Origin of the sequence: Paraburkholderia sp. Tr-20389 (assembly GCF_017104565.1) — a bacterium.
In the GTDB taxonomy this organism is placed as follows: Bacteria; Pseudomonadota; Gammaproteobacteria; order Burkholderiales; family Burkholderiaceae; genus Paraburkholderia.
This window is the reverse complement of the sequence record NZ_JAAGPD010000002.1, coordinates 127,570-152,077: the sequence shown is the minus strand read 5'-3', so window position 1 is coordinate 152,077 and position 24,508 is coordinate 127,570. Positions and strand designations below refer to the sequence as shown.

General features: G+C 58.6%; 24 protein-coding genes and 1 pseudogene. 18 read left to right on the top strand and 7 right to left on the bottom strand.

The features are described from left to right. Positions 1-27: 27 nt before the first annotated feature. The 4 genes from G3N95_RS05090 (at position 28) to G3N95_RS05075 (ending at position 2,231) form a co-directional block, all read left to right on the top strand. Entirely contained in the window at positions 28-495 is a 468-nt protein-coding gene (locus tag G3N95_RS05090) for a hypothetical protein (protein WP_346778356.1), read from the top strand. Between the two features lie 247 nt (positions 496-742). Beyond that, complete coding sequence (locus G3N95_RS05085; RefSeq protein ID WP_205969063.1) at positions 743-1,060, top strand: hypothetical protein; 318 nt, start codon at positions 743-745, stop codon at positions 1,058-1,060. 7 nt (positions 1,061-1,067) lie between these two features. Beyond that, positions 1,068-1,832, top strand: coding sequence for a hypothetical protein (locus G3N95_RS05080; protein WP_205968898.1), 765 nt, complete (start codon positions 1,068-1,070; stop codon positions 1,830-1,832). Between the two features lie 54 nt (positions 1,833-1,886). After that, complete coding sequence (locus G3N95_RS05075) at positions 1,887-2,231, top strand: hypothetical protein (RefSeq protein WP_205968897.1); 345 nt, start codon at positions 1,887-1,889, stop codon at positions 2,229-2,231. Here G3N95_RS05075 and G3N95_RS05070 read toward each other — a convergent pair. Further along, a complete protein-coding gene (locus G3N95_RS05070; protein WP_205968896.1) occupies positions 2,168-2,887 on the bottom strand; it encodes an oxidoreductase in 720 nt (239 codons plus the stop codon). The genes G3N95_RS05075 and G3N95_RS05070 overlap by 64 nt on opposite strands. A gap of 438 nt (positions 2,888-3,325) precedes the next feature. Here G3N95_RS05070 and G3N95_RS05065 point away from each other — a divergent pair, with 438 nt between their 5' ends. After that, entirely contained in the window at positions 3,326-4,528 is a 1,203-nt protein-coding gene (locus G3N95_RS05065) for an NAD-dependent formate dehydrogenase (protein ID WP_205968895.1), read from the top strand. Between the two features lie 5 nt (positions 4,529-4,533). After that, positions 4,534-5,046, top strand: coding sequence for an HPP family protein (locus G3N95_RS05060; protein ID WP_205968894.1), 513 nt, complete (start codon positions 4,534-4,536; stop codon positions 5,044-5,046). Between the two features lie 77 nt (positions 5,047-5,123). Here the strand turns inward: G3N95_RS05060 and G3N95_RS05055 are convergent, their stop codons facing one another. Continuing rightward, positions 5,124-5,570 carry a GreA/GreB family elongation factor gene (locus G3N95_RS05055; protein WP_346778355.1) on the bottom strand — a complete coding sequence of 149 codons (447 nt, stop codon included), beginning with the start codon at positions 5,568-5,570 and terminating at the stop codon, positions 5,124-5,126. A gap of 1,132 nt (positions 5,571-6,702) precedes the next feature. Here G3N95_RS05055 and G3N95_RS05050 point away from each other — a divergent pair. After that, positions 6,703-7,089 carry a zinc-binding dehydrogenase gene (locus tag G3N95_RS05050; RefSeq protein ID WP_205968892.1) on the top strand — a complete coding sequence of 129 codons (387 nt, stop codon included), beginning with the start codon at positions 6,703-6,705 and terminating at the stop codon, positions 7,087-7,089. A 408-nt stretch (positions 7,090-7,497) separates the two neighbouring features. On the opposite strand, the gene G3N95_RS05045 is transcribed toward G3N95_RS05050, so the two are convergent. Both G3N95_RS05045 and G3N95_RS05040 read right to left on the bottom strand, forming a co-directional pair. Further along, entirely contained in the window at positions 7,498-7,917 is a 420-nt protein-coding gene (locus tag G3N95_RS05045) for a cytochrome c (RefSeq protein ID WP_205968891.1), read from the bottom strand. Further along, positions 7,910-9,502, bottom strand: coding sequence for a flavin monoamine oxidase family protein (locus G3N95_RS05040; RefSeq protein WP_205969050.1), 1,593 nt, complete (start codon positions 9,500-9,502; stop codon positions 7,910-7,912). Before G3N95_RS05040 ends, G3N95_RS05045 begins: the two co-directional genes overlap by 8 nt. 263 nt (positions 9,503-9,765) lie before the next feature. Here G3N95_RS05040 and G3N95_RS05035 point away from each other — a divergent pair, with 263 nt between their 5' ends. Together G3N95_RS05035 and G3N95_RS40840 are read left to right on the top strand one after the other, a co-directional pair. After that, a complete protein-coding gene (locus G3N95_RS05035; RefSeq protein ID WP_205968890.1) occupies positions 9,766-10,518 on the top strand; it encodes a tetratricopeptide repeat protein in 753 nt (250 codons plus the stop codon). Between the two features lie 227 nt (positions 10,519-10,745). After that, a complete protein-coding gene (locus tag G3N95_RS40840) occupies positions 10,746-10,880 on the top strand; it encodes a hypothetical protein (protein WP_277397990.1) in 135 nt (44 codons plus the stop codon). A 211-nt stretch (positions 10,881-11,091) separates the two neighbouring features. Here the strand turns inward: G3N95_RS40840 and G3N95_RS05030 are convergent, their stop codons facing one another. After that, complete coding sequence (locus G3N95_RS05030) at positions 11,092-11,295, bottom strand: cold-shock protein (RefSeq protein WP_201662421.1); 204 nt, start codon at positions 11,293-11,295, stop codon at positions 11,092-11,094. A 141-nt stretch (positions 11,296-11,436) separates the two neighbouring features. Here G3N95_RS05030 and G3N95_RS05025 point away from each other — a divergent pair. From G3N95_RS05025 to G3N95_RS04990, 8 genes and pseudogenes are all read left to right on the top strand, one after another. Further along, positions 11,437-11,529 (top strand): annotated as a pseudogene (locus G3N95_RS05025) (IS5/IS1182 family transposase); the annotation flags it as partial. A gap of 676 nt (positions 11,530-12,205) precedes the next feature. After that, positions 12,206-12,523 carry a single-stranded DNA-binding protein gene (locus tag G3N95_RS05020; RefSeq protein WP_205968889.1) on the top strand — a complete coding sequence of 106 codons (318 nt, stop codon included), beginning with the start codon at positions 12,206-12,208 and terminating at the stop codon, positions 12,521-12,523. A gap of 836 nt (positions 12,524-13,359) precedes the next feature. Continuing rightward, a complete protein-coding gene (locus G3N95_RS05015) occupies positions 13,360-14,607 on the top strand; it encodes an oligosaccharide flippase family protein (protein ID WP_205968888.1) in 1,248 nt (415 codons plus the stop codon). A gap of 82 nt (positions 14,608-14,689) precedes the next feature. After that, the gene (locus tag G3N95_RS05010; protein WP_205968887.1) at positions 14,690-15,595 is read left to right on the top strand and encodes a hypothetical protein; all 906 of its coding nucleotides are present in this window, start codon (positions 14,690-14,692) and stop codon (positions 15,593-15,595) included. Between the two features lie 69 nt (positions 15,596-15,664). Next, the gene (locus G3N95_RS05005) at positions 15,665-16,819 is read left to right on the top strand and encodes an SGNH/GDSL hydrolase family protein (protein ID WP_205968886.1); all 1,155 of its coding nucleotides are present in this window, start codon (positions 15,665-15,667) and stop codon (positions 16,817-16,819) included. Between the two features lie 7 nt (positions 16,820-16,826). Then, positions 16,827-18,101, top strand: a complete 1,275-nt coding sequence (locus G3N95_RS05000; protein WP_205968885.1) for a hypothetical protein — start codon at positions 16,827-16,829, stop codon at positions 18,099-18,101. An 11-nt stretch (positions 18,102-18,112) separates the two neighbouring features. Beyond that, positions 18,113-19,942, top strand: a complete 1,830-nt coding sequence (locus tag G3N95_RS04995; protein ID WP_205968884.1) for a carbamoyltransferase — start codon at positions 18,113-18,115, stop codon at positions 19,940-19,942. Further along, positions 19,935-20,237 (top strand): hypothetical protein, encoded by a 303-nt coding sequence (locus tag G3N95_RS04990; protein ID WP_205968883.1) that lies wholly within the window; start codon positions 19,935-19,937, stop codon positions 20,235-20,237. Before G3N95_RS04995 ends, G3N95_RS04990 begins: the two co-directional genes overlap by 8 nt. A gap of 203 nt (positions 20,238-20,440) precedes the next feature. Here G3N95_RS04990 and G3N95_RS04985 read toward each other — a convergent pair whose 3' ends face one another. Then, the gene (locus tag G3N95_RS04985) at positions 20,441-21,142 is read right to left on the bottom strand and encodes a BON domain-containing protein (RefSeq protein ID WP_205968882.1); all 702 of its coding nucleotides are present in this window, start codon (positions 21,140-21,142) and stop codon (positions 20,441-20,443) included. Positions 21,143-21,692: 550 nt separating this feature from the next. Next, positions 21,693-22,862, bottom strand: a complete 1,170-nt coding sequence (locus G3N95_RS04980; RefSeq protein WP_205969049.1) for a porin — start codon at positions 22,860-22,862, stop codon at positions 21,693-21,695. Between the two features lie 418 nt (positions 22,863-23,280). Between G3N95_RS04980 and G3N95_RS04975 the strand changes: the two genes are divergently transcribed. Further along, the gene (locus tag G3N95_RS04975) at positions 23,281-24,201 is read left to right on the top strand and encodes a LysR family transcriptional regulator (protein ID WP_241018248.1); all 921 of its coding nucleotides are present in this window, start codon (positions 23,281-23,283) and stop codon (positions 24,199-24,201) included. Positions 24,202-24,508 lie beyond the last annotated feature (307 nt).

Sequence of the window (24,508 nt, the reverse complement as noted above, 5' to 3'; positions counted from 1 at the left end):
GGCGTCGGCCATCCGCTTGCGCTCAGCGTGGCTCTCGCAACCCGAAAGGCGATCGAGGCGGGTCTGGTCGAGCCCCTCGACGTCGCAGAGGGCGCGCTTTCTTCCGCGCGGATGCGGATGTCGTCGGTGGAGTCGCTGAATCTGCTGCAGGCGCGTATAGAAGGCGCACATAGCGAGAACGAACTACTTGCGCTACCTGACTTCTACGTGTTCCTCATCGAGAACGATACGTGGGGCTTTTTCCATGCGACCACCGAAGGCTTCGATCCCGACATCGTTCCGGAGATACCCGACGTTACGAGCGACGACCCGACACAGCGTAGCAATATCCTTGTCACGTCGGAGGCGGGGCTGCGCGCGTGGCTCAACGGGCGTCTGAACGCTGGGATCGCATTGCGCGATTTGCTTGCCTATGTCGACGCCCCCGAACCGTCGAAAACGGCGCTTGTGAAAATGTTCCTTCGCGCTGAAGTTGTCATAGCGGAAGCAGGGTGACTGGATCGCATCATGAGCACGCTGACAGGCAAGATCAAACACGAGTTATGTATGGAAGATTTCGTTGCTCAACCGGCAATTCTGTTCGTCGTGCTTCCTGGAAGTTTCATGGATCGGTAGCATTTGCCGCGCTCGTATTGCCTCGCAGGAGTGCTCGTGAAAACGGTCGCATCCTGAAGCCGGGAGCAGACAATTGGACCAAAGTCCAATGTGCAGTTAAACGCTTCGTGACTAAGCTTGTTGTTCGATGGGCAACTCCGGTGCTGCTTATTTTCCGATGTTCGAGTTCCGGGTCGTATCGCACGTCTATCCCATGCGGTTGGGAATGTCGTTCAGGGGAACCAGAATGCAGCTTCCAACCTTGCTTGCCGGACTGGCAAGACCCGTAACGCGCGCTCCTTTTGTCCTCGTTGCAGCCGGCCTGTTGAGTGTCTCGATCAGCGCCCAGGCGCAGACGGATTCGCAGCAAGTGCAAAAAACCAATATCCTGCTGATCGTGGGCGACGACGTGGGTCGCGGTGCTGCGCCAGCTCGCCAGGCAATCTGCCTGGTGCAACGTCGCTGAGGAATGTATGGCAGCGTTCGTCGACCATCCAGCAATACTCTTCGTCGCCCTGCTAGCGCTTTTTATAGGAGCGGTGGCCTTTGGCGCATTTATCCTCAGACGTGTGCTGCCCCTCCCGACCGATGAGCGGGACGACTTCAACGTGGTACAGACATCAACTTTGACGTTGCTGGCGCTGCTCATCGGTTTTAGTTTATCGATGGCTGTGAGCCGCTATGACACGCGCAAGAACCTCGAGGAAAACGAGGCTAACGCAATTGGTACCGAATACGCACGGGCGGATCTGGCCGACACGCCATTGAGCCGCGAGATGAAGGCCGCACTGATCCAATATACCCGCCTTCGGCTTGCGCACTTTCGGACCAGAGACCCGCAGGAGATCGCGAGTAACGAGAGCAAGACTGCCGACCTTCAGGCTGAGCTTTGGAAAATGGCGGCCCAAATGGCCAGAGCCACGCCAACACCGATTGCTGCCACCGTCGTTACCGGGATGAACGATGTGCTCAACTCGCAGGACTATTCCGAGGCCGCGTTGATCAATCGCATTCCGATCGGCACATGGTGTCTGATGATCGTCATCGCGCTGTTTGGATGTGTAGTACAGGGATATGGGGCGAAAGGGAAGTTGCGCAGAGGTCTGCTCATCACGATCCTGCCGGTGACCGTTGCATTGTCGCTGGCGCTCATCGCAGACATCGACAGTCCGCGTGGCGGGATCATTCATGTGCAGCCCCAAAACCTCAACAGGTTGTTGAATTCTTTAGCTAAGTAGCGATCGGTAGCTTGTCGTGTCTGTGATTGCAAGCTCGCTGATGTGGAGTGTGTCGTGACGTTGCCGGACCTGAATGCGATTGCTTCGGTGCTGCTCAAAGCTGTGGTTCATCGACGACTCGTGACATACAGAAAAATGCACGCCTTGTTCAACAAGGATGTTCCATTGACTGCCCGCTATGAGTTGCGTGTGAACGCGGTCTTGCTATTGAGCGACTGCAGGCAACTCGATTATGGCGCCGTGCTGATGCTGGACAGCGGTCTCCCCGGGGATGATTTTGTCGCACGGTTTGAAAGACCGACGATCGATCACACATCGGCTATGGAAAGCGCGCCTCAGTCATCGCGCGGTCGAACGGCCGTCGAACATGCCGTTTGGTCGCCAAGCGCAATTTTATGAACGTTCGCTGCATACACCCATTCGCGGGCCTGGCGCTCAATGAGATCCATGAAAGCAGGAGGGCCGCTGCAGTAAATCTGTGTGTTGGCATGAGTTGGACTCATTGCGTGGGAACTCTTCTGTGCGAACAGATCATCGGACAGTCCGAAATGGTGATAGACCTTGCCGTGATCTCGAAGCGCATCAAGCGCTTCTCGAAGAACTGCACGATCGGCCGATCGGGCGAAGTTGTGCACCTCGAACCTTTGACCCGCGGAGGCAAGCCGCTTCGCGATTCCCGCGATCGACGCAGCGCCTATCCCGCCAGCAAACAGGATAGATCTCACGCGATCGTCCAGAATGGTGGGCTGGTTCTTTGGAAAACCAATAAACACTTCGTCGCGTTCATTCAACGGAAACCTGGATAGCAGGCTATCCGTTCTGCCCTCAGCTTCGTATCTGGTGCCAACCACATAACCATCTGAATGGGATGAAACGCCGAGCAAGGGATAAATTCGTTCCTTGTCGCCAGCGCTATTCAGACAGAGAGTGATACACGCCCCATCGTTAAACGGCGGAAGTGCCGATCTGGACGTCGTGCGAAGTTCAACGGCATGGTACCCGTTGGCAATTTGCCACTTCCGGCCCACGATGACGGGAATCAGGTTATCGCGCATGTCTCCTCCAATAGGACCTGCATCACAGTTGGAACTCTAGCCGATACCGTGTCAGGGATGGAGATCGGAACCGGATGGTGGTGATACCGCAGTGGTGATCGGGCGTTGAAACCCGCGCGGTTAAAGGCTTTGACCGATTAGTGCAACGTTGGTATTTGCAGAGCGTACTTTCTGTTTAAGCGACTGCTTTCAGGTCGATCCATGTGTGACCGTCTATGCACACGATAGACACCGCGCGAGGTTGGGAAAAGCACGCCGTTCCGACGCTTCGAGTAGATCTTCATAAGCCCGCTTTATCAAGTCATGCGTCGAAACGATTAGACCTCTGCTACGCGTCTGGTCAACACTCTGTGCGTCGATCGGCGGCAAGCAGCGCGATCGTACGCGGGCAGCCCCATGGCTCCCGGTTCCTATTCCTTCAGAGCGGAGACAGATATCGTGGCGAAAATTGTTTGTGTGTTGTACGACGATCCGGTCAACGGCATGCCGAGGCAATATGCCCGTGACACCATTCCGGAAATCACGCGCTATCCGGACGGACAGACCACGCCGACTCCCAAGGCGATCGATTTCACGCCGGGGCATCTGCTGGGGTGCGTGTCGGGCGAACTGGGCCTGCGCAAATATCTGGAATCGAAGGACCATCAGTTGGTTGTGACTTCCAGTAAAGACGGCGCCGACAGCGTGCTCGACCGCGAACTGCATGATGCTGAAATTGTTATTTCGCAGCCGTTCTGGCCTGCGTATATGACCGCCGAGCGTATCGCGAAGGCGCCCAAACTCAAGATGATCGTCACTGCGGGTATCGGTTCCGACCATACCGATCTCCAGGCTGCGATGGATCGGGGCATCACCGTCGCGGAAGTCACCTACTGCAACAGCAATAGCGTGGCCGAACACGTCGTGATGACCACGCTTGCTCTCGTCCGCAACTATATTCCGTCCCACGATTGGGCCAACAAAGGCGGCTGGAATATTGCCGATTGCGTCGAACGCTCGTACGACGTCGAAGGAATGCACGTGGGTACCGTCGCGGCGGGCCGGATCGGACTGCGCGTCTTGCGGCTACTCAAGCCGTTCGACATGAAGCTGCACTACCTTGATCGCCACCGCCTGCCAGAGTCGGTGGAGAAGGAACTCAACCTCACGCATCACACGAGCCTTGAGAGCCTGACCAAGGTGTGTGACGTCGTGACACTGAACTGCCCGCTGCACCCCGAAACGGAACACATGATCAATGCGAACACGCTGAAGAACTTCAAGCGCGGCGCCTATCTGATCAATACGGCACGCGGCAAGCTGTGCGATCGCGATGCGATCGTCGATGCGCTGAAGAGCGGTCAGCTGGCTGGCTACGGCGGCGACGTGTGGTTCCCACAGCCCGCACCGGCGGACCACCCGTGGCGCAGCATGCCGCACCAGGGTATGACGCCGCACATCTCGGGCACCAGCCTCTCGGCACAGGCGCGATATGCCGCAGGCACACGCGAAATTCTCGAGTGCTACTTCGAAGGACGCCCGATCCGCGATGAATACCTCATCGTGCAAGGCGGGAAGCTCGCAGGCGTCGGCGCGCACTCGTACAGCGCGGGCAACGCGACGAAAGGTTCTGAAGAAGCGGCTCGCTTCAAGAAGGCCTGAGTCCTATGACGATCCCGTCCGCCGCTCCTGCTGGCGAGCGCGGGGCCTCGACGTGGCGTGCCCAGGCCGGCAGCATACTGCTCGCCGGCCTGGGCGGGTTCATCGCGCTGGCTCTCGTTGGCATGCTCGCAAATAAAACTGCCCAGCCATGGATTCTCGGCTCGTTTGGAGCAACCTGTGTGCTGTTGTTCGGCTTCCCGGCCAGCCCGTTCTCACAACCGCGAAACATCGTCGGAGGACACGTTTTGACGAGCCTGACGGGTTTGCTCTGTTTGCATCTGTTCGGTTCGGGGTACCTTCCCATGGCCGTAGCGGCCGCGTGCGCTCTGATGCTGATGATGGTCACGCGGACCGTTCACCCACCCGCTGGCAGCAACCCGGTGATCATCTTCGCCGCTCAACCGGGTTGGTCTTTTCTGGTGTTGCCAACGACGTTAGGGGCGGTTGCGCTGGTTGCGATTGGCTGGATCTACTGGACCACGATTAAACGGGGCTCATGGCCACTGCGATGGAATTGACGTGGCCATATAGCCTTATCAATCGCGGAAGGATTGCAACTGCCCGGCTACCCCGAGTCGGCCGGTAGGCAAAGGCGTCATTGAGCGAAGTGCCGACTCTCCGGTTGTAGCAGTATCGCCTGGATAACGTAACGGATCTGCACGCCGCTCGGTGGTCGGCACACTACGGTCTGCCCACATCGCCCACCCAAAAGCGAGATGCCGGCAGGCGACAGCACCGACAGATGTCCCATCCGATAGTCCGCCTTGTCGGGATAAACCAACGTCCAGCAATGTGTGTCCGCACTGTTGAGTGCCGCGCATTCGATCATCGTGTTCATCGTGACGACGTCCGGCGGTATCTGCTCGGGGGCGACAAGTAAAGCGGTGGCCTCAATCGTCTCCACCATCGCCCGCTGCTGCGGTGTCGCCGTTGGCAGATTGATGCACGCTTTCAGTTGAGCCAGATCGCTTTCGGACACGATGCGCTCATTTTCCGCAAACGTCTTCATATCAGTGAGATAGTGGGTGTGGGGGAGCAGCACGATTGCCTCCGGCAAGATTGAAGATTGCAGATGTCTGAGCATCGGCTGTCATCCCATATGTCCAGCCAGGACTCATCGAAAAAGATCAGCCGTGTAGCCGTGGGCGATCGATGCACGCAGCGCACGACCTCCCGGTTCACGAACGCGCCGGGACGCTCATCTGGAAAGACCACCTGCATCAGTGGGGCCAGGCGCCGGGTGACCTCGGCAAAGCTCGCGTACGTAGAAGGCTTCGTGGCACCGAGCCAGTAGAGTAGTGCTGCTGTCGGGTTGCCTGCGTCCCGCAGCACAAAGCGAAGAGGCCGCGCGACTGACAGTGAGGTGAGCGTTTGCATGATGGCTACTCCGCGCTTGCGCGAGCGGTGCCAGGTCCGCGGTCCATGATGTTGGTAACCATGGCTCGCTCGGCCGCTTTTTGCAGTCGGTGATCGACCCATATCCTTCCCCATCGTGTCGCATACCCTACCGCCTCCGCTGCCGTGTAGAAATAGTCCAGGGCGCGAAAGTGACATGGTGAGGCGTCCGAGTGTTCAATCACGAGGTCGGCGGCATATAGATCGATGTTTGCGGGCTGCGCATGGGCTGAAAGGCGGTAGCCCTTATATCTCGAGCAGTAACTCCATTGGGCAACGTGTCGCGCCTGCATATCTGCAGGCTGATTTGCGAACTCGATCGCGAGTGTCTTCCCGGCTTGAACAGCCTGCAACGGATGCTTCGCTTGCGTTCTCATGACTTTCCCAGTTTTCCAGCACGTGGTTAACCCCGCCGCGATCACAGCGCGAGAGCAGGCCGCGCGTTATCAGCGCAACGGGAGGCTGTTGGACGCGACACTCGACTGCAGCGTTGCTGCGCGCTACTTGCTTCGCCAAGGCGCGAAACGATGGCGTCGTGTGCCGTCAGGTCTGGTAGAAGGCCCGGCTCTTCGCTGTTATTCGAAGCGCCGGGCGAAGGGAAGTGCTGACTTGTCCGCGGGAAGAACGCGGCTCCGTGTGCGTTTCACAGTCCCCGGGTCTCGATGTCCGCACGTTTCCTCTTCGGGTAGGCCCCGAGAACGGACACACATCAGGACAGCAAGACTCAGGGGGAAATGCACTGTTATGGCCTCAATTAGGTCGCTCTTAAGCGACCAAGGATGCAGACATCCTCATTAAAGCCAGATTGTCAGGAATTTGCAAGCTTTGAATTGACTGCGCGCATCACGGCTCAGCGTATTCGGCAGCGACTTTCGATCGACATCGGGTCGGTAAAGGCAAGGATGCCGCGCATCGTCGCGAGACGGACGAAAACTTTATCCGGCCATGCCACTGAAACCGATCTGCTGCGGATCGTTGTCGAGCAGATCGACATACGCGGCACCATCATGGGCACGCTCGAAGAGATGAAAGCCATGATGCAGTTCATCATCCGTAACGACATCAAGCCGGAGGTGGGCGCTGTCGTGCCGATGACGGAGGCTCGTGCGGCGATCGCAGCGATGATTGAAGGCCGCACGCGGGGAAAGGCCGTCTTCACGCGATGAGCGCGTGGACGGACGCAATCAGGAGGCGGTTGCGAAAATCGGCTTTGTCGGCGCCGGCGTGATTCGCGGCCTCGCTCGCCTGGCGTCGCGGAATGGCGCGACATCGGTCCGATGATCATGACCGTGAGCGTGATTGCCCCGATAACCCGGGCCTTATCATCGCAAGCAGTCTTGGTGGCGGGCGCCGGATACGCGAGACGAAGGGCGGCGCCCGGCTGCCGATCGGCCCTATGTGAAGCTTCACATAAGGCCGAAGACGCGCCACCTGTCTCCTCTGGCAAGTGCCCGTTACTCTCCGATACGAGAGGCGCACGACCCGGTACCTCGTGCCATCACATCAGCTTTGCGAAGCAACGGAGGAGGGTGTGAGAAAGAGAAGTAATACTTCGCCAGCCACAAGGAGCAAACTCAGCGCAAACGCCTGACCTCGCTCGGCGCAACACTGCCAGAAAACCGATTACCGAAATGGGTTCTCGTGTAGTTAACGACAGCAGCGACCTGATCGTCATCCATCTCATCGCCAAACGATGGCATCCCTTTTCGGCCGTGCAGCACATTGACAATGACATACGGCGCTGTTTCGACCGCAGGATTGCCAGCGAGCGCCGGGTAACGCCCCGCACCTTGCGCCCCTTTTCCATCCAGCATGTGACATCCCGCGCATGTAGCGATGTAAAGCGCTTCACCGCTTTCTTCAGTAAAGCGATATCCCGGCGAAATCGTGAACGCGTGTGATCCGTCTTGCGCCACGGCCTCAGCCCACATCGTCGCGGTTCCAACCAGCAAAACCATCGATAGCGCCCTGAGAATCAGCGTCAAGCTATCCATTGACGATTCTCCGATGTAACCGGCTGATCGCATCCAGTGAAGACAGCACGGCGCCTTCCTGCCATGCCGGGATATGAGAGGCGTGTTCTCCGGCAAGGACGATCCGTCCGTCGATCGCACAGAGATTTGCGTAATGCGCCTTTCTCAACTCTTCCGTCCACGCGGCGAAGCAGCCATTCGTGAACGGGGACCGGCTCCAGCTCACCGCAAAGCCCGTCTGGTACTCGCTCGCATATTGCGGATGGATCTGGCTACCCTGGCTCAATGCCACCGCGATACGTTCGCCCGGCGACAACGCGCCTATTTCGTAGCTGGCGGGCCCCCACATGTAGGCGCCGAGCAGAACCGCAGGGCCGGTCGATCCGTAACCTGTCGCCGGATAGCCGATCGTCGCGATCGGTAGGTCGGTGTGCGTGATGCCGCCGTAAATCTGCTCGTCTTCTTCCCAGAATCGCCGGCCGAATTGCAGCCCGATTTTCACCGACGTCTCGTAGGGCACAGCATCGATCGCGGCAAGCATGGCAGGGCCGACCGCAATGTCGATCTGACTCAGGATGGAAAGCGGAATAGTGCACACGAGCCAATCCGCGTGCGCGTTCCGTTCGGTAGCGGTGGTCGTATCGGTATAGCGCACTGTGACGCCGTGCTGGTCCTGCAGGATGGCCGTGACTTTGGCGTTGAACGCTACGGTGCTTGCGACCTGCGCATGAAGCGCATGGGCAATCCTGTCCATGCCGCCGACCGGCTGGAAAATGCTGCTCTGATAGTCCTGCTCGTTACCTGACGAGAGCCATTGCCACAAACGCGATGCAAGCAAAGGGTCGCGCGGAAGCAGATTCGACGGGACGGCGAGGGGCATCAGGCCACCGCCATGCGGGGTCGCGAAGCCGCGGCGCTCGCTGCTTCGCCGCCCCGCCTGATAGGCGCCATCCCGTTCGAGTGCACCCCATTTGCGCAGGGATTCGAGCAGCAGATGCGCATCTTCGGCTGACAACGCATCACCGAGTGCGTCTTTGCGGATGGCTTTGGAAAGCAGTTCGGCGATATAGCCTTGATAGTCGGTCTGCACCGCGCGGAATCGTTGCGGCTTGCCGTCGAAAGCCTCCGCCGAATGCAGGTAAGCGTTGTAATTGACCTGGATAAATGGTTCGAGGGGCACTTTCAGGCGTTTTGCGTAGTCGAGTACGCCCTGGTGGTGATACGGAATGCGCCACGGCCCTGGATTCAGATAAAGCCCGTCAGCGAAATCGCAATACTGGGTGGCACCGCCGAGTTCCGTATAACGATCACCGCCTCTGACAGTCCACGCGCGACCGCCTGCGCGGTTGTTGTACTCCAGCACCTGCACGTGATAGCCCGCGCGCTTCAACTCAAAAGCGGCGACGAGGCCCGCCATGCCTGCGCCGAGCACGAGAATCCGCGTGCCTTTCGGCGCGCCATCGAGCCGGAGCGGTCCAGCGTAGGTCGAGGAAGCGGCGAACCCCAGCGAGCCCATGCTTTGCATCATGGCGGCCGCCCCGAGGTTCCTGCCGATCAGCGTAAGCAACTGACGGCGACTCATCGCGTTTGCGTTCATTCCCGGCATGAGGAGGTGGTCTCCGCGACTGAAGAGAAAACGATGGCGCAAAGTTAGATATTAAAGGGGTGATCTGTTTCTCGTCATGCGTGCGATTGTCCGGTACGAGGAGCGTCGACTGTGCTTCGCTGGTCGGCTACTGAAGGGGGGGCCTCGAAAAAGCACCGGCATGCGCGGGTTCCAGCTGGCTGGCGCCGCGCTTCTGCCACAATAGCCTTTTGCCGCTTCGCTCACGTGCCGCCGGCGACGCACCTCAACCGACCTCCTCGTAAATGCGCATATTCGGAATCAGCCTTTACGTCATCATCGCCCTGTTCTTCGCGGTGCATGCCGTGCGTACTCAGCAGAACATGTACTGGCTGCTGATCCTGTTTCTGTTCCCAGGCTTGGGCAGTCTGGTGTACTTCTTTGTTATTTACTTGCCCGCTCTGCGCCAGTCGCGTGGTGCGATGGCGGCGACGAAAGCCATCTCGCAGCTTGTCGATCCCAACCGGGCGGTGCGCGAGGCGCGGACAGATTTCGATCGTGCGCCGACCGTCGCGCATCGCATGCGGCTAGGTGCAGCGCTGCTCGATGCGGGAAATGCTTCCGAAGCCCTCGAGCACTACCAGGCGGCAGCCAGTGGGCCGTTCTCATCCGATCCCGCTTTACTCCAAGGGTTGGCGCGTGCGCAGTTTGCCAACGGCGATGCTGCGGCTTCGCGGGACACGCTGGAAACACTGTTCACGGTCGATCCTCTCGCCCGCCGGCGGCCGGAGCCGTCCCTGCTCAATGCGCGTGTCCAGGCGGCGATCGGTGCGCCAGGGACACGCGCTGCGTTCGAAATGGCGCTCGCGAGCGCAAGCGACGCTGCACCCCGTTGCCTGTACGCTGATTGGCTAGTGGCGCAGCCCGACGATGCCGACCGCCAGCGTGCGCGCGAACTTTATGCTGAGATCGTGCACGACGCCAGGCATTGGCCGCGGCACGCTCGCGAACATAACAGCGAGTGGCTCCAACGGGCCCAGGCTGCCTTGAGCCGGTAAGCCTTTAGAGCGGTAGAGCTTCGGCCGAGGCGACCCCTGGAGGAGCGAGTGTCAGGTGTAGACCTATCCGGCCTTCTTTCTCGAGACGACGAAGAGTTGAATGAACAGGGCGTGAGAAAGGGTGAGAACGGCTAATTTTCGGCCATTCCAGTTCATCGGCTGAATCGCCAATCAAGCCTCCGCCAACAGGCGGCGACCTGGCTGACTCATTCGTACGGGACACACTGATGAGCCGTGACGAAATGAACCATGCGTTGAATGTGCGCTTCGTTCTCGCGCTTCGTCAGCTAGGCAGCGACGAAAAAAGCAGTGGCAAGGAAGGCACCGGCGAAGCGGGCGCCGCAGAATCCGGTAGCGGCTGAGCCAACCAGTGTTAGCACTCCGGCGCCCGCCGCAGCCTGATTGATGCGGCCCGGTTGTCAGCGGGCGACCTGGTCATGCGCAGGACTTGTCCGTCCCGTTTCGATGACCATCCGGTGCATGGGCATGCCACCATGCGCACGGACGCCTACACGCTACAACTGAAAAACGTGACCCGCCAGGCGGGTCACGTGTCAGGGTATTGTGCGCGGCTTAGAGCGGCTTGATATTGGCGGCCTGCTTGCCCTTGGGCCCCATCTTCACTTCGAAGCTGACCTTCTGGTTTTCCTGCAATGACTTGAAGCCTTCAGTCTTGATTTCGGAAAAATGGGCAAACAGGTCTTCGCCGCCTTCGTCCGGCGTGATGAAGCCAAAACCCTTTGCATCGTTAAACCATTTCACTGTACCAGTTGCCATTTTGAACCTGTAAATGTTGTAAGTCGTATTCTTGACCGCGATATCGCAGGAGCGATCATCCGGTACGGAAGACTTTGTATCACGCCGGGATGATATCTGCCAATCAGCAGGTCCATGGATGGTACATTTTCTCATTGTTCTCGCCACGGTTCAAAGCGCCATCTCATCATCGAAGCGCAGGGCATTCCGCTCGCGGTAATTCTGACCGGCGCCAACCGCAACGACGTCGACGAATATCGACGTCGTCGCCGGCACATCTTCAGGTTTTCGCTCCGCGACCGTTGAGCATGATGCAGTCCACACACGGACATTTTGGCCACTACCCAACTCGTCGCGAAGGCGGCATCTTCGCCCTCGACCTCGACCAGCCGGCGCAGTTCAGGCGAGCCCCCTGCCGGCACTGCGAGGTAGGTCCCGGTACCGACCGGACCCGTCGCGGACGACCGAATGTGCGTCGAACATGGCGCCGAGCACGTCGTCTTCGGAAACGAGCAACCATCCACGAGCGTCGCCCCACGACGGAAATCGTGACGCCCATGCCGTGGCGCTCTCGTGACAGCGGTTTGATCTCGGCACCCAGTCAGTAGGGCTGGGGGCGATGTACGCTATGGGAAAAGCTTCGTGCCGTCGCCGATACAGGATTGTATGCATCGGTTCGGTCATAGCTCCGCATCCCTATCGTGGCACCACCTTGTGCAAGCTTCGTGATCAGCACCTTTGGCGCGCCAACAGCCTTGCCGCAGGATCGACCTGTCGCTGTCGGTCGAAGGCATCGACTAACCCGGTGCCTGGTGCTGGAGGCGTGCGTAATGCATGTATTTGTGCGGACGGCGCTGCGTTTCGTGGGATCATTCGGGCCGTGCCATGCGGTGAGGTTTCTTGCGCGGTACGGCATCATAGGAGAACGACGATGATCGATGGACTGGTGGGCGGGCGCTTGTACGGCGAGGCGCAGATTCGCACGGGGCAGAATGGCAAACGGTTCGTGACCTGCAAGGTACGGGCGACCAACAATGATGGCGATACGATTTTCGTCAACGTGATTGGGTTCGACGATGACGTGCAAACCGCGTTGCTCGCGCTGGCTGACGCAGATAGCGTCGTGCTGAGCGGGGCGTTGATCCCAAAGGTATGGACGGACAAGAACGGCCTGATCAAGCCTGCCTTGGATATGGTCGCCCACAGGGTCACGACGGCACATGAGGGGCGCCGCGAGGGCGATGCTTGATGTGCTTTTTGAGGCCCGTTACTCACTTCCTTGAGATCGTAGGCTAACCGATCCGCAACGGCCTTCTCGGGCGAGTGAGCGCTCGTGAGGATCCTCGACACACAATTCGATCCCCTCTATGCGAAACGCACGAGGGAATAGTCGGCCATGAACGGACCTTCGATAATCACGTCAGGTCTGTCGACAATCGAGTTTCATGCGCGCGTTCAGCCGCGGCTTCGATATTGCGTCGGGAGAACTGCGGAAATGCGCGCCACGCGTCCCAGCGCATCGACTAGCGAGGAAACGGGCACTGGACCCGAACAGCTGAGCGCCGCGCCGATCAGGCATTCATGAATGGCCGCTTCACGGCCTTTTCATGGACCGATTCAGGTCGATACCGATCCGTGGGTCTACAACGTCGTCAAGTTAGCGCAATCGATCACAACTGTCTGCGATGCACAAAATCCCAACTCGACGTTCGTCGTTTTGAATCCTGTTGCGTCCTCGTGTCTTGTCCAGATGAAACGCCGCATCTGCGTTAGCCAACAGTTCATCCGACCGCAGCTACGTTGTCGCAGGTCGCGATGCCTGGTCGATCGGCACTGTTACATCCAAACGCGTGCAAACCTTCCAGCGCAAGCAGCTGCGCAGCTGCCTGTAATGGCGGAACGAAAACCCCGCGAGACCCTCGCCCGTAACCCCGTTTCGTTTTAAGCACTGAGCGAATTAATCGTAAAGTTTGCCGATTTGAACTAGCGAATGGCGTTTGCGTGGCAAAACTTGCCTGTACGTTGTGAAAGTTGGGTGCCGTGGTAGGTCGGCACCCAAAGGGCGATACAAAGAGGGAGAACAGTGTGCGAGCGACCCGGCTACCGGCGTTCTCTTTCAGCGCGAGCTTTGATTCGAGTGCGGCGACATGGGTTCTGCTGCAGCAGGTGTTGATGCGGGGGCTCGTGGCCGTCAAGTTTCTCGCAATCGGCCGCATTCTCGGGCCGGAGGCAATCGGCAGCGTGAGCGTCGCGCTGCTCGCCGTCGCAATTGCAGAGTCGCTGTCTGATACGGGACTTTCGCAGGCGGTGATCCAGGGACAGGCCGCGCCGACGCACGATGAGCTGGGCGCCGTCTGGACCACGCTCGCGACACGCGGTCTGTTGATCGGCGCCGCGCTCATCGCGATTGCGCCGTTGATGAACAGTCAGTTCCATCTGGGCGGCGCGCTGCTGCTCCTGCAACTCGCGGCGCTGTTGCCGCTGCTGCGCGGCGTCGCGTCACCTGCCTATTACGTCGTGCAGCGCGAGCGGCGCTTTCAACATGTCGCGCTTATCGAGATCTCGGCGGCTTTCCTCGATTGCTGTTGCGGGCTCGCCCTCGCGCTCGCGGGTGCGGGCGCGTATTCGGTGTTGCTCGGGATGATCGTCGGCGAATCGCTGAAGACGGCGCTCACGTGGATCACGATGAGTCCGCGTCCGCCCATCCGGTTGCGCTGGTCGGGCATCGGTCATTACATCGGTTTCAGCCGCTGGATCTGGGCGGGCAGTGTCGTCAACCTGATCCTCAACCAGTTCGACAAGGTCGTGGTCGGCAAGCTGCTCGGTCCCGCGCAACTCGGCGCGTATCAGATGTCGTCGCGGCTCGCGCAGATGCTGCTCGCCGATGCCGCGATTGCGATGTCGCAGTACCTGTTCCCGACTTTCGCCGCACGCCATCGCACCGATCCTCACGCGGCCGCGCGGCTCTTCAAGCGCTATATCGGCTTGATCGCGCTGGGGCTGGTGCTTGTCGTGATCGTGCTGCGGCTGGCGGCGCAGCCGCTGTTCGCGCTGATACTCGGCCCAGCCTGGCTGCCTGCCGTGCCGCTCTTCAAGATCTTCCTGATCAACATGGCGATCGGTGCGCTGATCGCGGTGCTGGTGTCGTATCTGCGCGCGGTCGGCGACGCGAAGGCGACCACGCAGGCGTCGATGATCGAGGTCGTCGTGCTGCTCGCCTGTGTCCCGCCCGCGACGCACTACTGGGGCGTCACGGGTATCGCCTGGTCGATCACGGTGGGGCTGAGTTTCGCTGCGGCATGGATGCTTTACAGAATCGCGAGGGTGCTGTGATTCCGCCGACACATTCGCTGCGTGGCGTAGTCGCAATTTCCTGGTGATAGTTGCAGAGTACAAGACGGAAGGCAGGTCAGTCGTGACGGAACCAGACATCTATCCGAGGGCTGAAAAAATGAATTCGAACCTTAGCAACTTGCCGTTCAACAGGTATCAGTTAAACGTTCATTCGCAGAACGGTGAAGATGGCGTGATCGCTGAGTTGCACAAGCGCTTGGGCATCGAGGTCAGCAATGACAGTTGGTGTGTCGAGTTTGGTGCATGGGATGGCATTCACTTGAGCAACACATTTGCTCTTGTAGAACAAGGATGGAACGCGGTTTATATAGAGGGCGATGAAAGAAAATATAAGGATCTGCTCGATACAGCCACGAGGTATCCGAAGATCGTACCGGTGTGCGCCTTTGTAGCACGATCTTCGACTGACGAATCGTCGCTGGATGCAATTCTGAGGAAAACCACAATACCGCCCGAGTTTTCATTGCTATCGATCGACATAGACTCCTATGACTGTGACGTGTGGGAATCCTTGACAGACTATATGCCCAAAATAGTCGTGATCGAAATCAACTCAAGTGTTCCACCGGGGGTAGTCTGGAGGCATAGCGATAAAACGAGTGGAAACACGTTCTCGGCGACGTGCAACGTCGCACGTCGCAAGGGTTATACGCTTGTCTGCCATACGGGAAACCTGATATTTGTGCGGGACGATCTGGTAGGGAAACTGAATATCGATCAACGCTATATCGACTACCCAGAACTCCTTTTCCAGTTTGACGGAATATGGGTGCCAGAAAACCTCTTCCGTGAACCGAAACCAGCCTTCGCCATTGTCAGGGGATTTGCCACCAGACTGATTCCCAAACAACTATTGCCTGTCGTCAAGAAGACGTATAAGGCCCTATTGGACCGTACGTCTGAGAAAAATCACTTGCATGATGTAACGAGTGGTCTCGATGTCCTTCAGGATAGGAGGCGTCGCTGACTTCCAGCGATGAGCGGTCGAGAATGCGGATAAGGGGCGAAGACCCGGAAATCAGGAGACGAGACAATCATGAACGCACACAAACAGGATGGCGAAGCGCCAGGACTGCACCGGCGCTTGATGCGATACGATCCGATCCTTGGCTACCGGTTCGCACCCGGACTTAAACTCCGGATCCCACATGAAGGAGGTGGATACCTGGTGAAAACCAATCGCGATGGTTTTCGCTGTGATCACCAGGTAACTCCACGCAAGCAAACGGCACATCGTGTCCTGGTTTTCGGCGATTCCTACACGGCGGGCGACGGCGTCAGCAACGGCAAACGGTACACCGACGTGATGGAGCAGCAACTGAACGACACCGAGGTGCTCAACTTTGGCTTGAGCGGCAGCGGTACCGACCAGCAGTATCTCGTCTTTCAACAATATGCCGACCAGATCGATTACGACGCCGTTGTGATAAGCGTGCTCGTCGAGAACATTCAGCGCAACGTCGTTCGCGAGCGTGGATGGGCGGACCGCGCCGGTGAGGCGATTCGCGTGCCCAAACCGTGGTTCGAACTCTCTGATGACAACGGCTTGACATTGAAGGGCATACCCGTCCCGCAGCCCTACAGCGAGAACGATTTGTCGCACCCACCGGGAGGCGGCATGGCTTCGTTGCGCTCGAATCTGCGCAAGATGGTCAACAAGATCGGCCCTGATTTCAAAGACCTCTGCCAACGGATAACCAGGTTCCAGCCGCTTCCAGAGTACAACGCCGCGAGTAATGACGGTTGGAGGCTCATGCAGGCCATCCTCGAAAAGTGGGTGTCAGAGTTGCCCGTACCTGCGGTGATAGCCGTCATGCCTGTCTACCAGTACGTAGAGGAAACGGCGAGCTACAAGAATATTCGCAAACGTTTCGACGAACTCGCGCAGTCGGTTGACGTTCTGGTTTATCACGTCATTGATGATTTGCAACGATACCCAGCCGGGCAGAGACGACAACTGCGTTTCCGTATGGACTGCCATTACACCCCGACCGCGCACGACCTCATGGGACGCGCTCTGGCGAAGGTCGTGGCGCCATTGATCCGAGCCGGCGTGCAGATCGAAAATGGCTCGACCTCGGGTGCAATGTCCGGAATCGTTGACGAGCGGCAGATATCGCGGTACAGCGATCCGGGTAAGCAGGAGCCCGGTGGCGGACGGCCGTCGTCTTCGCAAGGCGTTGCCACGTGAGGGACATATGGACGTTCTCGAAGGGGGCGCAAGCGAAGGAGCGTGGGCGATCGTCGACACTTTGTACTTCGACTCGACCCGGCATCGCTTCGTGCGTGGAGACGTAGAGATCGAAGGTCCGCGCATTGCACGGCTTTTGCCGTCACACGCGTCGCAGTGTGCCTGCGTGATGCCGGGCGATAAGACTGCCTGTCTTCCCGGTTTGATCGAAGCCGACGCTACACCGGGTCTTCAGGATTGGGCCCGATATTCACAGCAACTCGCCGCACACGGAGTCACCACGGCGGGCGTGTTTTGCAGCAGCCTTGCAGATTGCGCAGCATGCTATGGGGCTCACAGCCTGCGCCGCCTCTTCTATGTTGAACTCGGGGAAGACGGCGGCAGCGCCGACGGCACGGAAGCGGGTGTACGTATGCTGGAGGGCATTGTTCGCGCGACGAATTTGGTCGGGCGAGAATGCTTCGAGTTCATACCTGCAGTCGTGCCTGGCGAGGTCTGGTCGGCCGAAACGCTGGTTGTCGCCGCCCGGGTTGCTGAGCGACTGGGAAGGCGGCTCTGCGTCCGGCTCAGCTCAACTGCAGCCGACGCGAAGCTCTTCAAGGAATCGCGCTACATCACCGAGGTAGGACTGCTGTCATACCTGTCGCTGCTGTCACAGGCAACGATCTTCAACCTCTCGCAGCTGTCTCGCCGCGACGTAGCGATGGTGAACGAGTCGTCCGCCAACCTTGTTTGCTCGCCCGGAGCGGTCAGCGAATGGCTGCAGGAAGAGCGCTTTGCGCGCTTGTCGTTGAAGGATCGCGCGCTGGCGTTCTCGATCGACCGGCAAACCGCGGTGCGTGGGAGTCGTTACCGGTCGGCGACGATGCTGTCGTCCGCGCTGACCCACCAGTCAGCCGATTCAGCGATGCTAGGCGACTTCGTGGTCGATGCGCTGACGTCCTCGGTGGCTCGCGCGCTCGGCATAGCCGACATCGGCAGGATAGCGGCGGGCATGAAGGCCGACCTCTGCGTGTTTGATCGGCCCGAGAGTCTTGCCGAGAACAGCGGCAGCTGGGACTTTATCGAACTGATCACGTGCAGCGCGCCGCGCGCTGTGCTGATCGGTGGCGTGCCGATGATGCAGAAAGACATCCCAGCATGCGAGCCGGAAGAAGCGTTCCCAAGGACGCGGTTGTCCACAACCTCGGCTGCCAGCGGATATGCGCGCGCCCAGCACGCCGGACGAATGTCAGGCGCCGGTTCCGCGCAGGAACTCACAGCGAGCGAATTTCGATCGTAGAGGAGGGAGCCATGTCCCGACACGTACTCGGAGTTTCAGCCTTCTACCACGACTCGGCCGCAGCGGTCCTGAAAGACGGAAAGATTGTCGCTGCTGCGCAGGAAGAGCGATTCAGCAGGAAGAAACACGATCCGCGCTTCCCTCGTGGCGCAATCAACTACTGCCTTGAGGAGGCGGAGATCGATGGCGGCGACCTTGCGGCGATTGCGTTCTATGACGATCCTGCGTTGACGGCGGACCGGATCATACGGTCGTCGATCGCATTTGCGCCGGAGTCGGAAGCGTTCTTCACGCGTGCGGTTGGCTCTTTCTTCGCCGTGAAGCCCTATTTCAAGGATCTGATCAAGGAGATGTTGAATTGCGACGTGCCCGTCTACTTCGCGCGGCACCACTATTCACACGCAGCATCGGCGTTTTTCCCGTCGCCATTTGAAAGAGCTGCGGTGCTGTGCGTCGATGGCGTTGGGGAGTGGTCGACGACGAGCCTGGGCATCGGGCAAGGGAGCGAGATTGAAATTCTCAAGGAAATCCGGTATCCGCATTCGCTCGGTTTGCTGTACAGCGCGTTCACGTTCTTCTGCGGCTTCAAGGTCAACAGTGGTGAATACAAGCTGATGGGCCTGGCGCCCTATGGAAAGCCCATCTACGCCGGGACGATCAGGGAGCACCTGATCGATATCAAGGACGACGGCTCGTTTCGGCTCAATCTGGATTACTTCGACTTTCACCGGGGATCGACGCTGACGAACGAGCGCTTCGACCGACTCTTCGATGGACCACCTCGTGTGCCTGAGTCGCGAATCACGATGCGTGAAATGGACCTCGCGGCCTCTATCCAGGCCGTGACGGAAGAGGTCATGCTCAAGATCTCGCGTACTTTGCGCGATCTGACGGGCGCGGCGAACCTGTGTCTTGCCGGGGGCGTCGCGTTGAATTGCGTGGCGAACGGCAGGATTCTGCGCGCGGGAATCTTCGATGACATCTGGATTCAACCGGCAGCGGGAGACGCGGGCGGCGCGATTGGTGCAGCGTATCTAGCCGACTTCTATATGCTTGGCGGGACCCGGCCGACGAGCGATGGCGCCGGCGATTCACAACGTGGAAGCTTTCTTGGCCCGGATTTCAGCGACGACGAGATTCTCACGTTCCTGTCGCAGTCGGGCGCCACATATCATCCGCTGGACGATGTCGATACGGGCGCGGCGACAATCGCCGCCTTGCTTGCCGAACAAAAGATCGTCGGGATGTTTGCCGGTCGAATGGAGTTTGGTCCGCGTGCACTCGGCAGCCGCTCGATTCTCGGCGATCCACGCGCAGAGACGACCCAGTCGCGCATGAACCTGAAAATCAAGTTTCGGGAATCGTTCCGGCCTTTCGCACCAGTCATTCTGGAAGACAATACGGCCGATTACTTCGAACTGGATTCGAACAGCCCCTACATGCTTATCGTCGCGCCCCTGCGGAGTGAGCACCGTCGGGTGCCGAAACCATCGTCTGATCCTGAAGACATGCTGCAAATCGTCAATGCGGTGCGAAGTACAGTTCCGGCCATCACGCACATCGACTACAGCGCGCGAGTCCAGACCGTGGAGAAGGAGGTGAACCCGAGGATGTTCTCTTTGTTGAAGGCATTCCAGGCACTGACGGGGTGCCCGCTGCTTGTCAACACCTCGTTCAATGTCCGGGGCGAGCCGATCGTGTGCACACCAGAAGACGCATATCGATGCTTCATGCGCACAGATATCGATGTGCTCGTGATGGGCAACTACATCCTCTACCGCAACGAACAGACGCCGATCGAATCGGACGACTCTTGGAAAAAGGAGTATCAACTTGACTAACGTTGACCCCGGAAGGCTATTCCGTTCGAAACTGGCAGGGCTGAAGCCGCTGGTCGCGCCTTTTCTACTGGAGAAAACGGACTCCATGTGTTCGTCGTATTTTCTCGACGTTTTCGAGCCGGACCCGATCGTAGTCGAGGAAGATATGATCGATTCGCTGGTCGCAATCTGGCGAGACCAAGGACTGGAAGAGCTCGCGCTGTTCGAGCCCGAGTTGCGTAAGATAGCGAGGGCACTTCGTGCTCCAGCCAAAGAGTCTGACGCGATATCGCAATTCGTCTATGCGATGTATTAAGGCTACATCGCAGGGGCCGTCATCAAGGTCATCTGCATGGAATCATTGGTTGTCGACCGATAGACCCGGCACGGCCGAGGAAACCGTCATACCGTAAGATAAGTCCGCCCGGTATGACGGCACATTTGTCCCGACCTGGACGGGGCGAGGAACCCTTTTGCGGATCATCCCTCGTGTCGTCTCGAGATTGCGAGGAAGGATGCTCAGCGTGGCATATGTGGCGCTGAACTCGCACTCAGTTCATCGCGTACCTCTCGCGCGTCAGGATGGTTTTGGGCGGCAGCGATCACGAGCGCGCGCTCGCTGACGACAGGCAACTGGCCGCGCAATGTGACGACCCCATCCCGAACTTCGACCTTGATCGCGTCGGCCCGTATCTCGGCTGCCACGCGCATTGCAGTGCGAATCCGTGCTGAAACTTCCATCTGAACCTGCCGGTCGCCGACACGAAGTTCATTGCTGATCGACGTGATACCCGGAAGTGGCACAAGAACGTTCTCGGCAAGTTTTTGCTGGTACGACCAATCTACCTTGCCAGAAAGGGTAACGCGCCCGTCGCAAACGGACACCGTAACCGCCCCGGATGGCAAACACGCCCGCCATTTCAGCGCATGCAGAACGGTGTCGCGTATCTCAGCGTCGCTGCGGCGTAAGTGCCTGGGCACTTTGACGGTCAGCTCTCCGGTGACGGAGGCAATACCTTGCACCTCTTCAGCGGCTTCGCATGCCGCGATCCGGGCTGCGTAGGTCGACACAGTGCCTCGCAGGACGGCTCGGCAGTTGCGGACGTCAACGCAAATCGGCTCGTGGCACAAGGAAGGATCGCGGCGAATGTTCTCAACGATGGAGTTCGTGAGGTCACAGTCGCGCGGTGAAATGTTGAAGGTCGCTGCTGTTGCGTTCACGCAAGCCTCCGTTCGTCGAATGGTGTGCCTCTGGCGACTCAACCTCGGGCCAACGGCGTCAACGCTATGTCCTGGCTTGACGGCTCGGCTCGGCGATGCATCGCAAGGTTGGATCGAACTGTTTTCGACTGGTGTTCGAGGTGATGATTGATAGTGACTCACTGGGACATGTCCCTGTTCTTGATCTATATCAATCGAATCCAGATGGACGTGTTCTGGAATCGTCGTCGGGGTATTGGACGGCGGGTACAACTGCACCGCAGATGAATTGCCTTGCGCGCGGATCCGCAATACCAGCACCAAGCTCCTTTTGTCAGGCCCCGACGAATCCACTTCGGAGCTGTCAACGCGCCTGAATCGATGCAAGTCAATGGTGCAACCTAGTCGTCGGAGAAAGATCGAGGCGTTAGGGTGACTCGAGATGAATCATGTACGGCCGTATCAGGATGTCTATCGGGAAAACAGCGATGCCAAATAAAAAAGCCGCCCCCGAAGGGGCGGTTAAAACTGGTTGGAGACCAGAGAAGAATCGTGAATAGCGACAAGCCAATCAGAACCGGTGTCGAATACCTGCCGACACGACGTATTGGCTCTTGCTCGTGGAGGGTGCCGCAGTGCCGTTGATCTGCGTCAGGTTCGTTCCCACCTGATTGTCCGCGCCGATCTGCATCACGCTTTCCGCGTAGAAGTCGGTGCGCTTCGAAAGCGCGTAGTCTGCCAGGAAGCCAAACTGGTTCCAGTGTGCCGCGCGATTGCCCGTTGGCGACGTGCCGGGCGTGTTACGCAGGCCTTGCGAATAGGTGTATGCCGCGCCAAGGCTCAGCGCCGGCGTCATGCTATAACGGGCATTGACCTCGTAGTTGTTGTACCGGACCGAAGCGTCGGCGATGTTGTCCTGATAGCGCGTCTGCGTATACACTGCGCCGATGGTTGCAGGTCCGATCGCATAGCTTGCGCCCGCGCCCCAGGTACGCTGGTTCTGGATGCCCGGGAGGTTTGTCAAGGCGAACGTCGGCAGGTTTTGTACTGCGCCGGCTGTGTTGCCGGAGTTCAACCCCTGGATCTGCAAATAGGCAGCGGCGAGTTGCAGACCGGCGTATTGATAGCCCGCGCCGACACTATAAGCGCGGTTGTTCGCAAAGCCGTCCGCCTGGTTCGAAAACCCGTACAACGCGCTGAGCGAAAAGCCCGCGTAGTTCGCGCTCTGGTACTTGATGGCATTGCTGATGCTGAACGAGGCATCGAGGTTGTCGTTGTCACCGCGGTGTGCAAAGTACGTGCCGCCCCAGGAACCGGCGGCGGAGATCGGGCCGAGATAATCGACAACCGAATCGTACTGCCGGCCGAATGTCACCGTGCCGAAATCGCTGTGTGACAAACCAACGTACGCCTGGCGGTTAAAGAAGCTGTTATTCGCGAGTTTGCCATTGGTCACGTCGAAGCCACTTTCGAGATTAAATATCGTCTTCAGACCACCACCGAGATCTTCAGCGCCGCGCAGCCCCCAGCGGCTTTGCTGGAGATTCCCACCCGTCAGGCCGAACATCGACTTGCCGTCCGTCAGACCTCCGGGCGTGACGGGCGAGCTGCGCGAGGCTTCATTGCTCACCCAGCTCAGACCCGCATCGATGACGCCATAGAGAGTGACGCTGCTCTGGGCGTGCGCTGCGCCCGCGAAGGCGGCGGAAGCGGCCGCGACAATCAAGGTAGCTTTTTTCATGTGTGTTCCGTACTGAGCCTGCCAATTCGAAAGAATGCACTGTCTGCATATGCGAGGTAGCCGCGAGGCGTCGCCTGTCAGTTTCTGCATACGTCGCTCACGGCATGGCGAACTATAGAGCTCGAGCCGATATACTTCTTCAAGATTTAATAAAAAACAGTTTTTAAATAACTGGAAAGAAAATAATTTAGGTCTATAAGTCAATGTATCGGCGAATAAAAGCCGTCCCAATAACGATGGTTTAGTGCGGTGGTTTTGCTATTTACTGCTGTTGCGTCGCGACAACACGGTTGCGCGTGAGTGATAATCGAATTGCCAAAGGTAAAGCGGCGTATTGAATAGCATCGCTATTTTTTGCACATTTAGATGTACATAATTAGACCTACTACATTCGATCATGCTGAACAAGTTGCAGGCAATGCGCATATTTTTGAAAGTTGCTGAGAACAACTCCTTTAGTGGAGCTGCATCGAGTCTCAATCTCTCCAATGCGGTCGTCACGCGCTATGTCGCCCTCCTTGAGGCACATCTCGACGCGCGCCTCGTCAACCGCACGACGCGCAGCGTTTCGTTGACGGAAGTGGGCCGCGCCTACGCGAAAGGCTGTCAGCAACTGATGGAGTTGCTCGATTCGATGGAGTCGGCGGTGACGGAAGGCGTAGGCGAACCGACGGGCACCCTCAAGGTTGCGGCGTCTGCCTCGTTTTCACTGGCGGCGCTTGCGCCGATGCTGCATCGCTACCGGATGCGTCATCCGAAGGTGAAGCTGGACATCACGTTGCTTCACAACACGGTCGATCTTGTCGAAGAGGGCTTCGATGTCGGCATCGTTGCGTCCTGGCAGGCCAACGGTAATACGCTGGTCAAGCGTCCGTTGCTGTCTGTGAGCCCCGTCATGGTTGCGTCTGCCGCCTACATTGACCGGCATGGTGCGCCGACCACGCCCGAGCAGCTTGCAACGCACAGTTTTCTTGCGCCGTCGCGAGAAGTGCATGGCGCCGACTGGTCATTTGCCAGTGCAGATGGACGCGAGGAAAGCCTGAATCTCGATTCTGTGTGCAGAGTCAATAGCCTGATAATGCTCAGGCAACTCGTGCTCGCCGATATGGGCGTCGCGATACTGCCCGAAGACTATGTGACGGGTGACATTGCTAACGGCGCCCTGTCGCGTGTGCTGACACAGTATCGTGTGATTAACGGTCACAAGGAACTTTCACTGGTGTACCCCGGGCGGCGCCATGTTTCGACGAAGGTGCGAACTTTCGTGGATTTCACGCTCGAGTACTTTCGCCGTGATTGCTCGGTCGTCCCGGCGCGGTCCGACGTGATATCGGCCTGACAGCGGCTCGCGGCACGTGCGCGAACTCGGGGCACGGAGCCACTTGTTAGCTGATCGCTTACCGTGGATCGTGACGTTGATGAGGATGGCTCATGTCACAGACAATGAGTCAGCCGCTGGACGCAACTCCAAGGCCCCGACGAACCATACAACTCGTGAACACTACGCCATTGGGTCTTCGCATGTTCGGGCCATCGCGACCAGCTACGGCGGTTGCTATGCGTTAAGCCTGATCGTCAGGGATGCTGAGGCTGCTCGCGCGCAGAGGTAGAAGATAGATTGACCGTGCTGGATATCACGCGCCCCG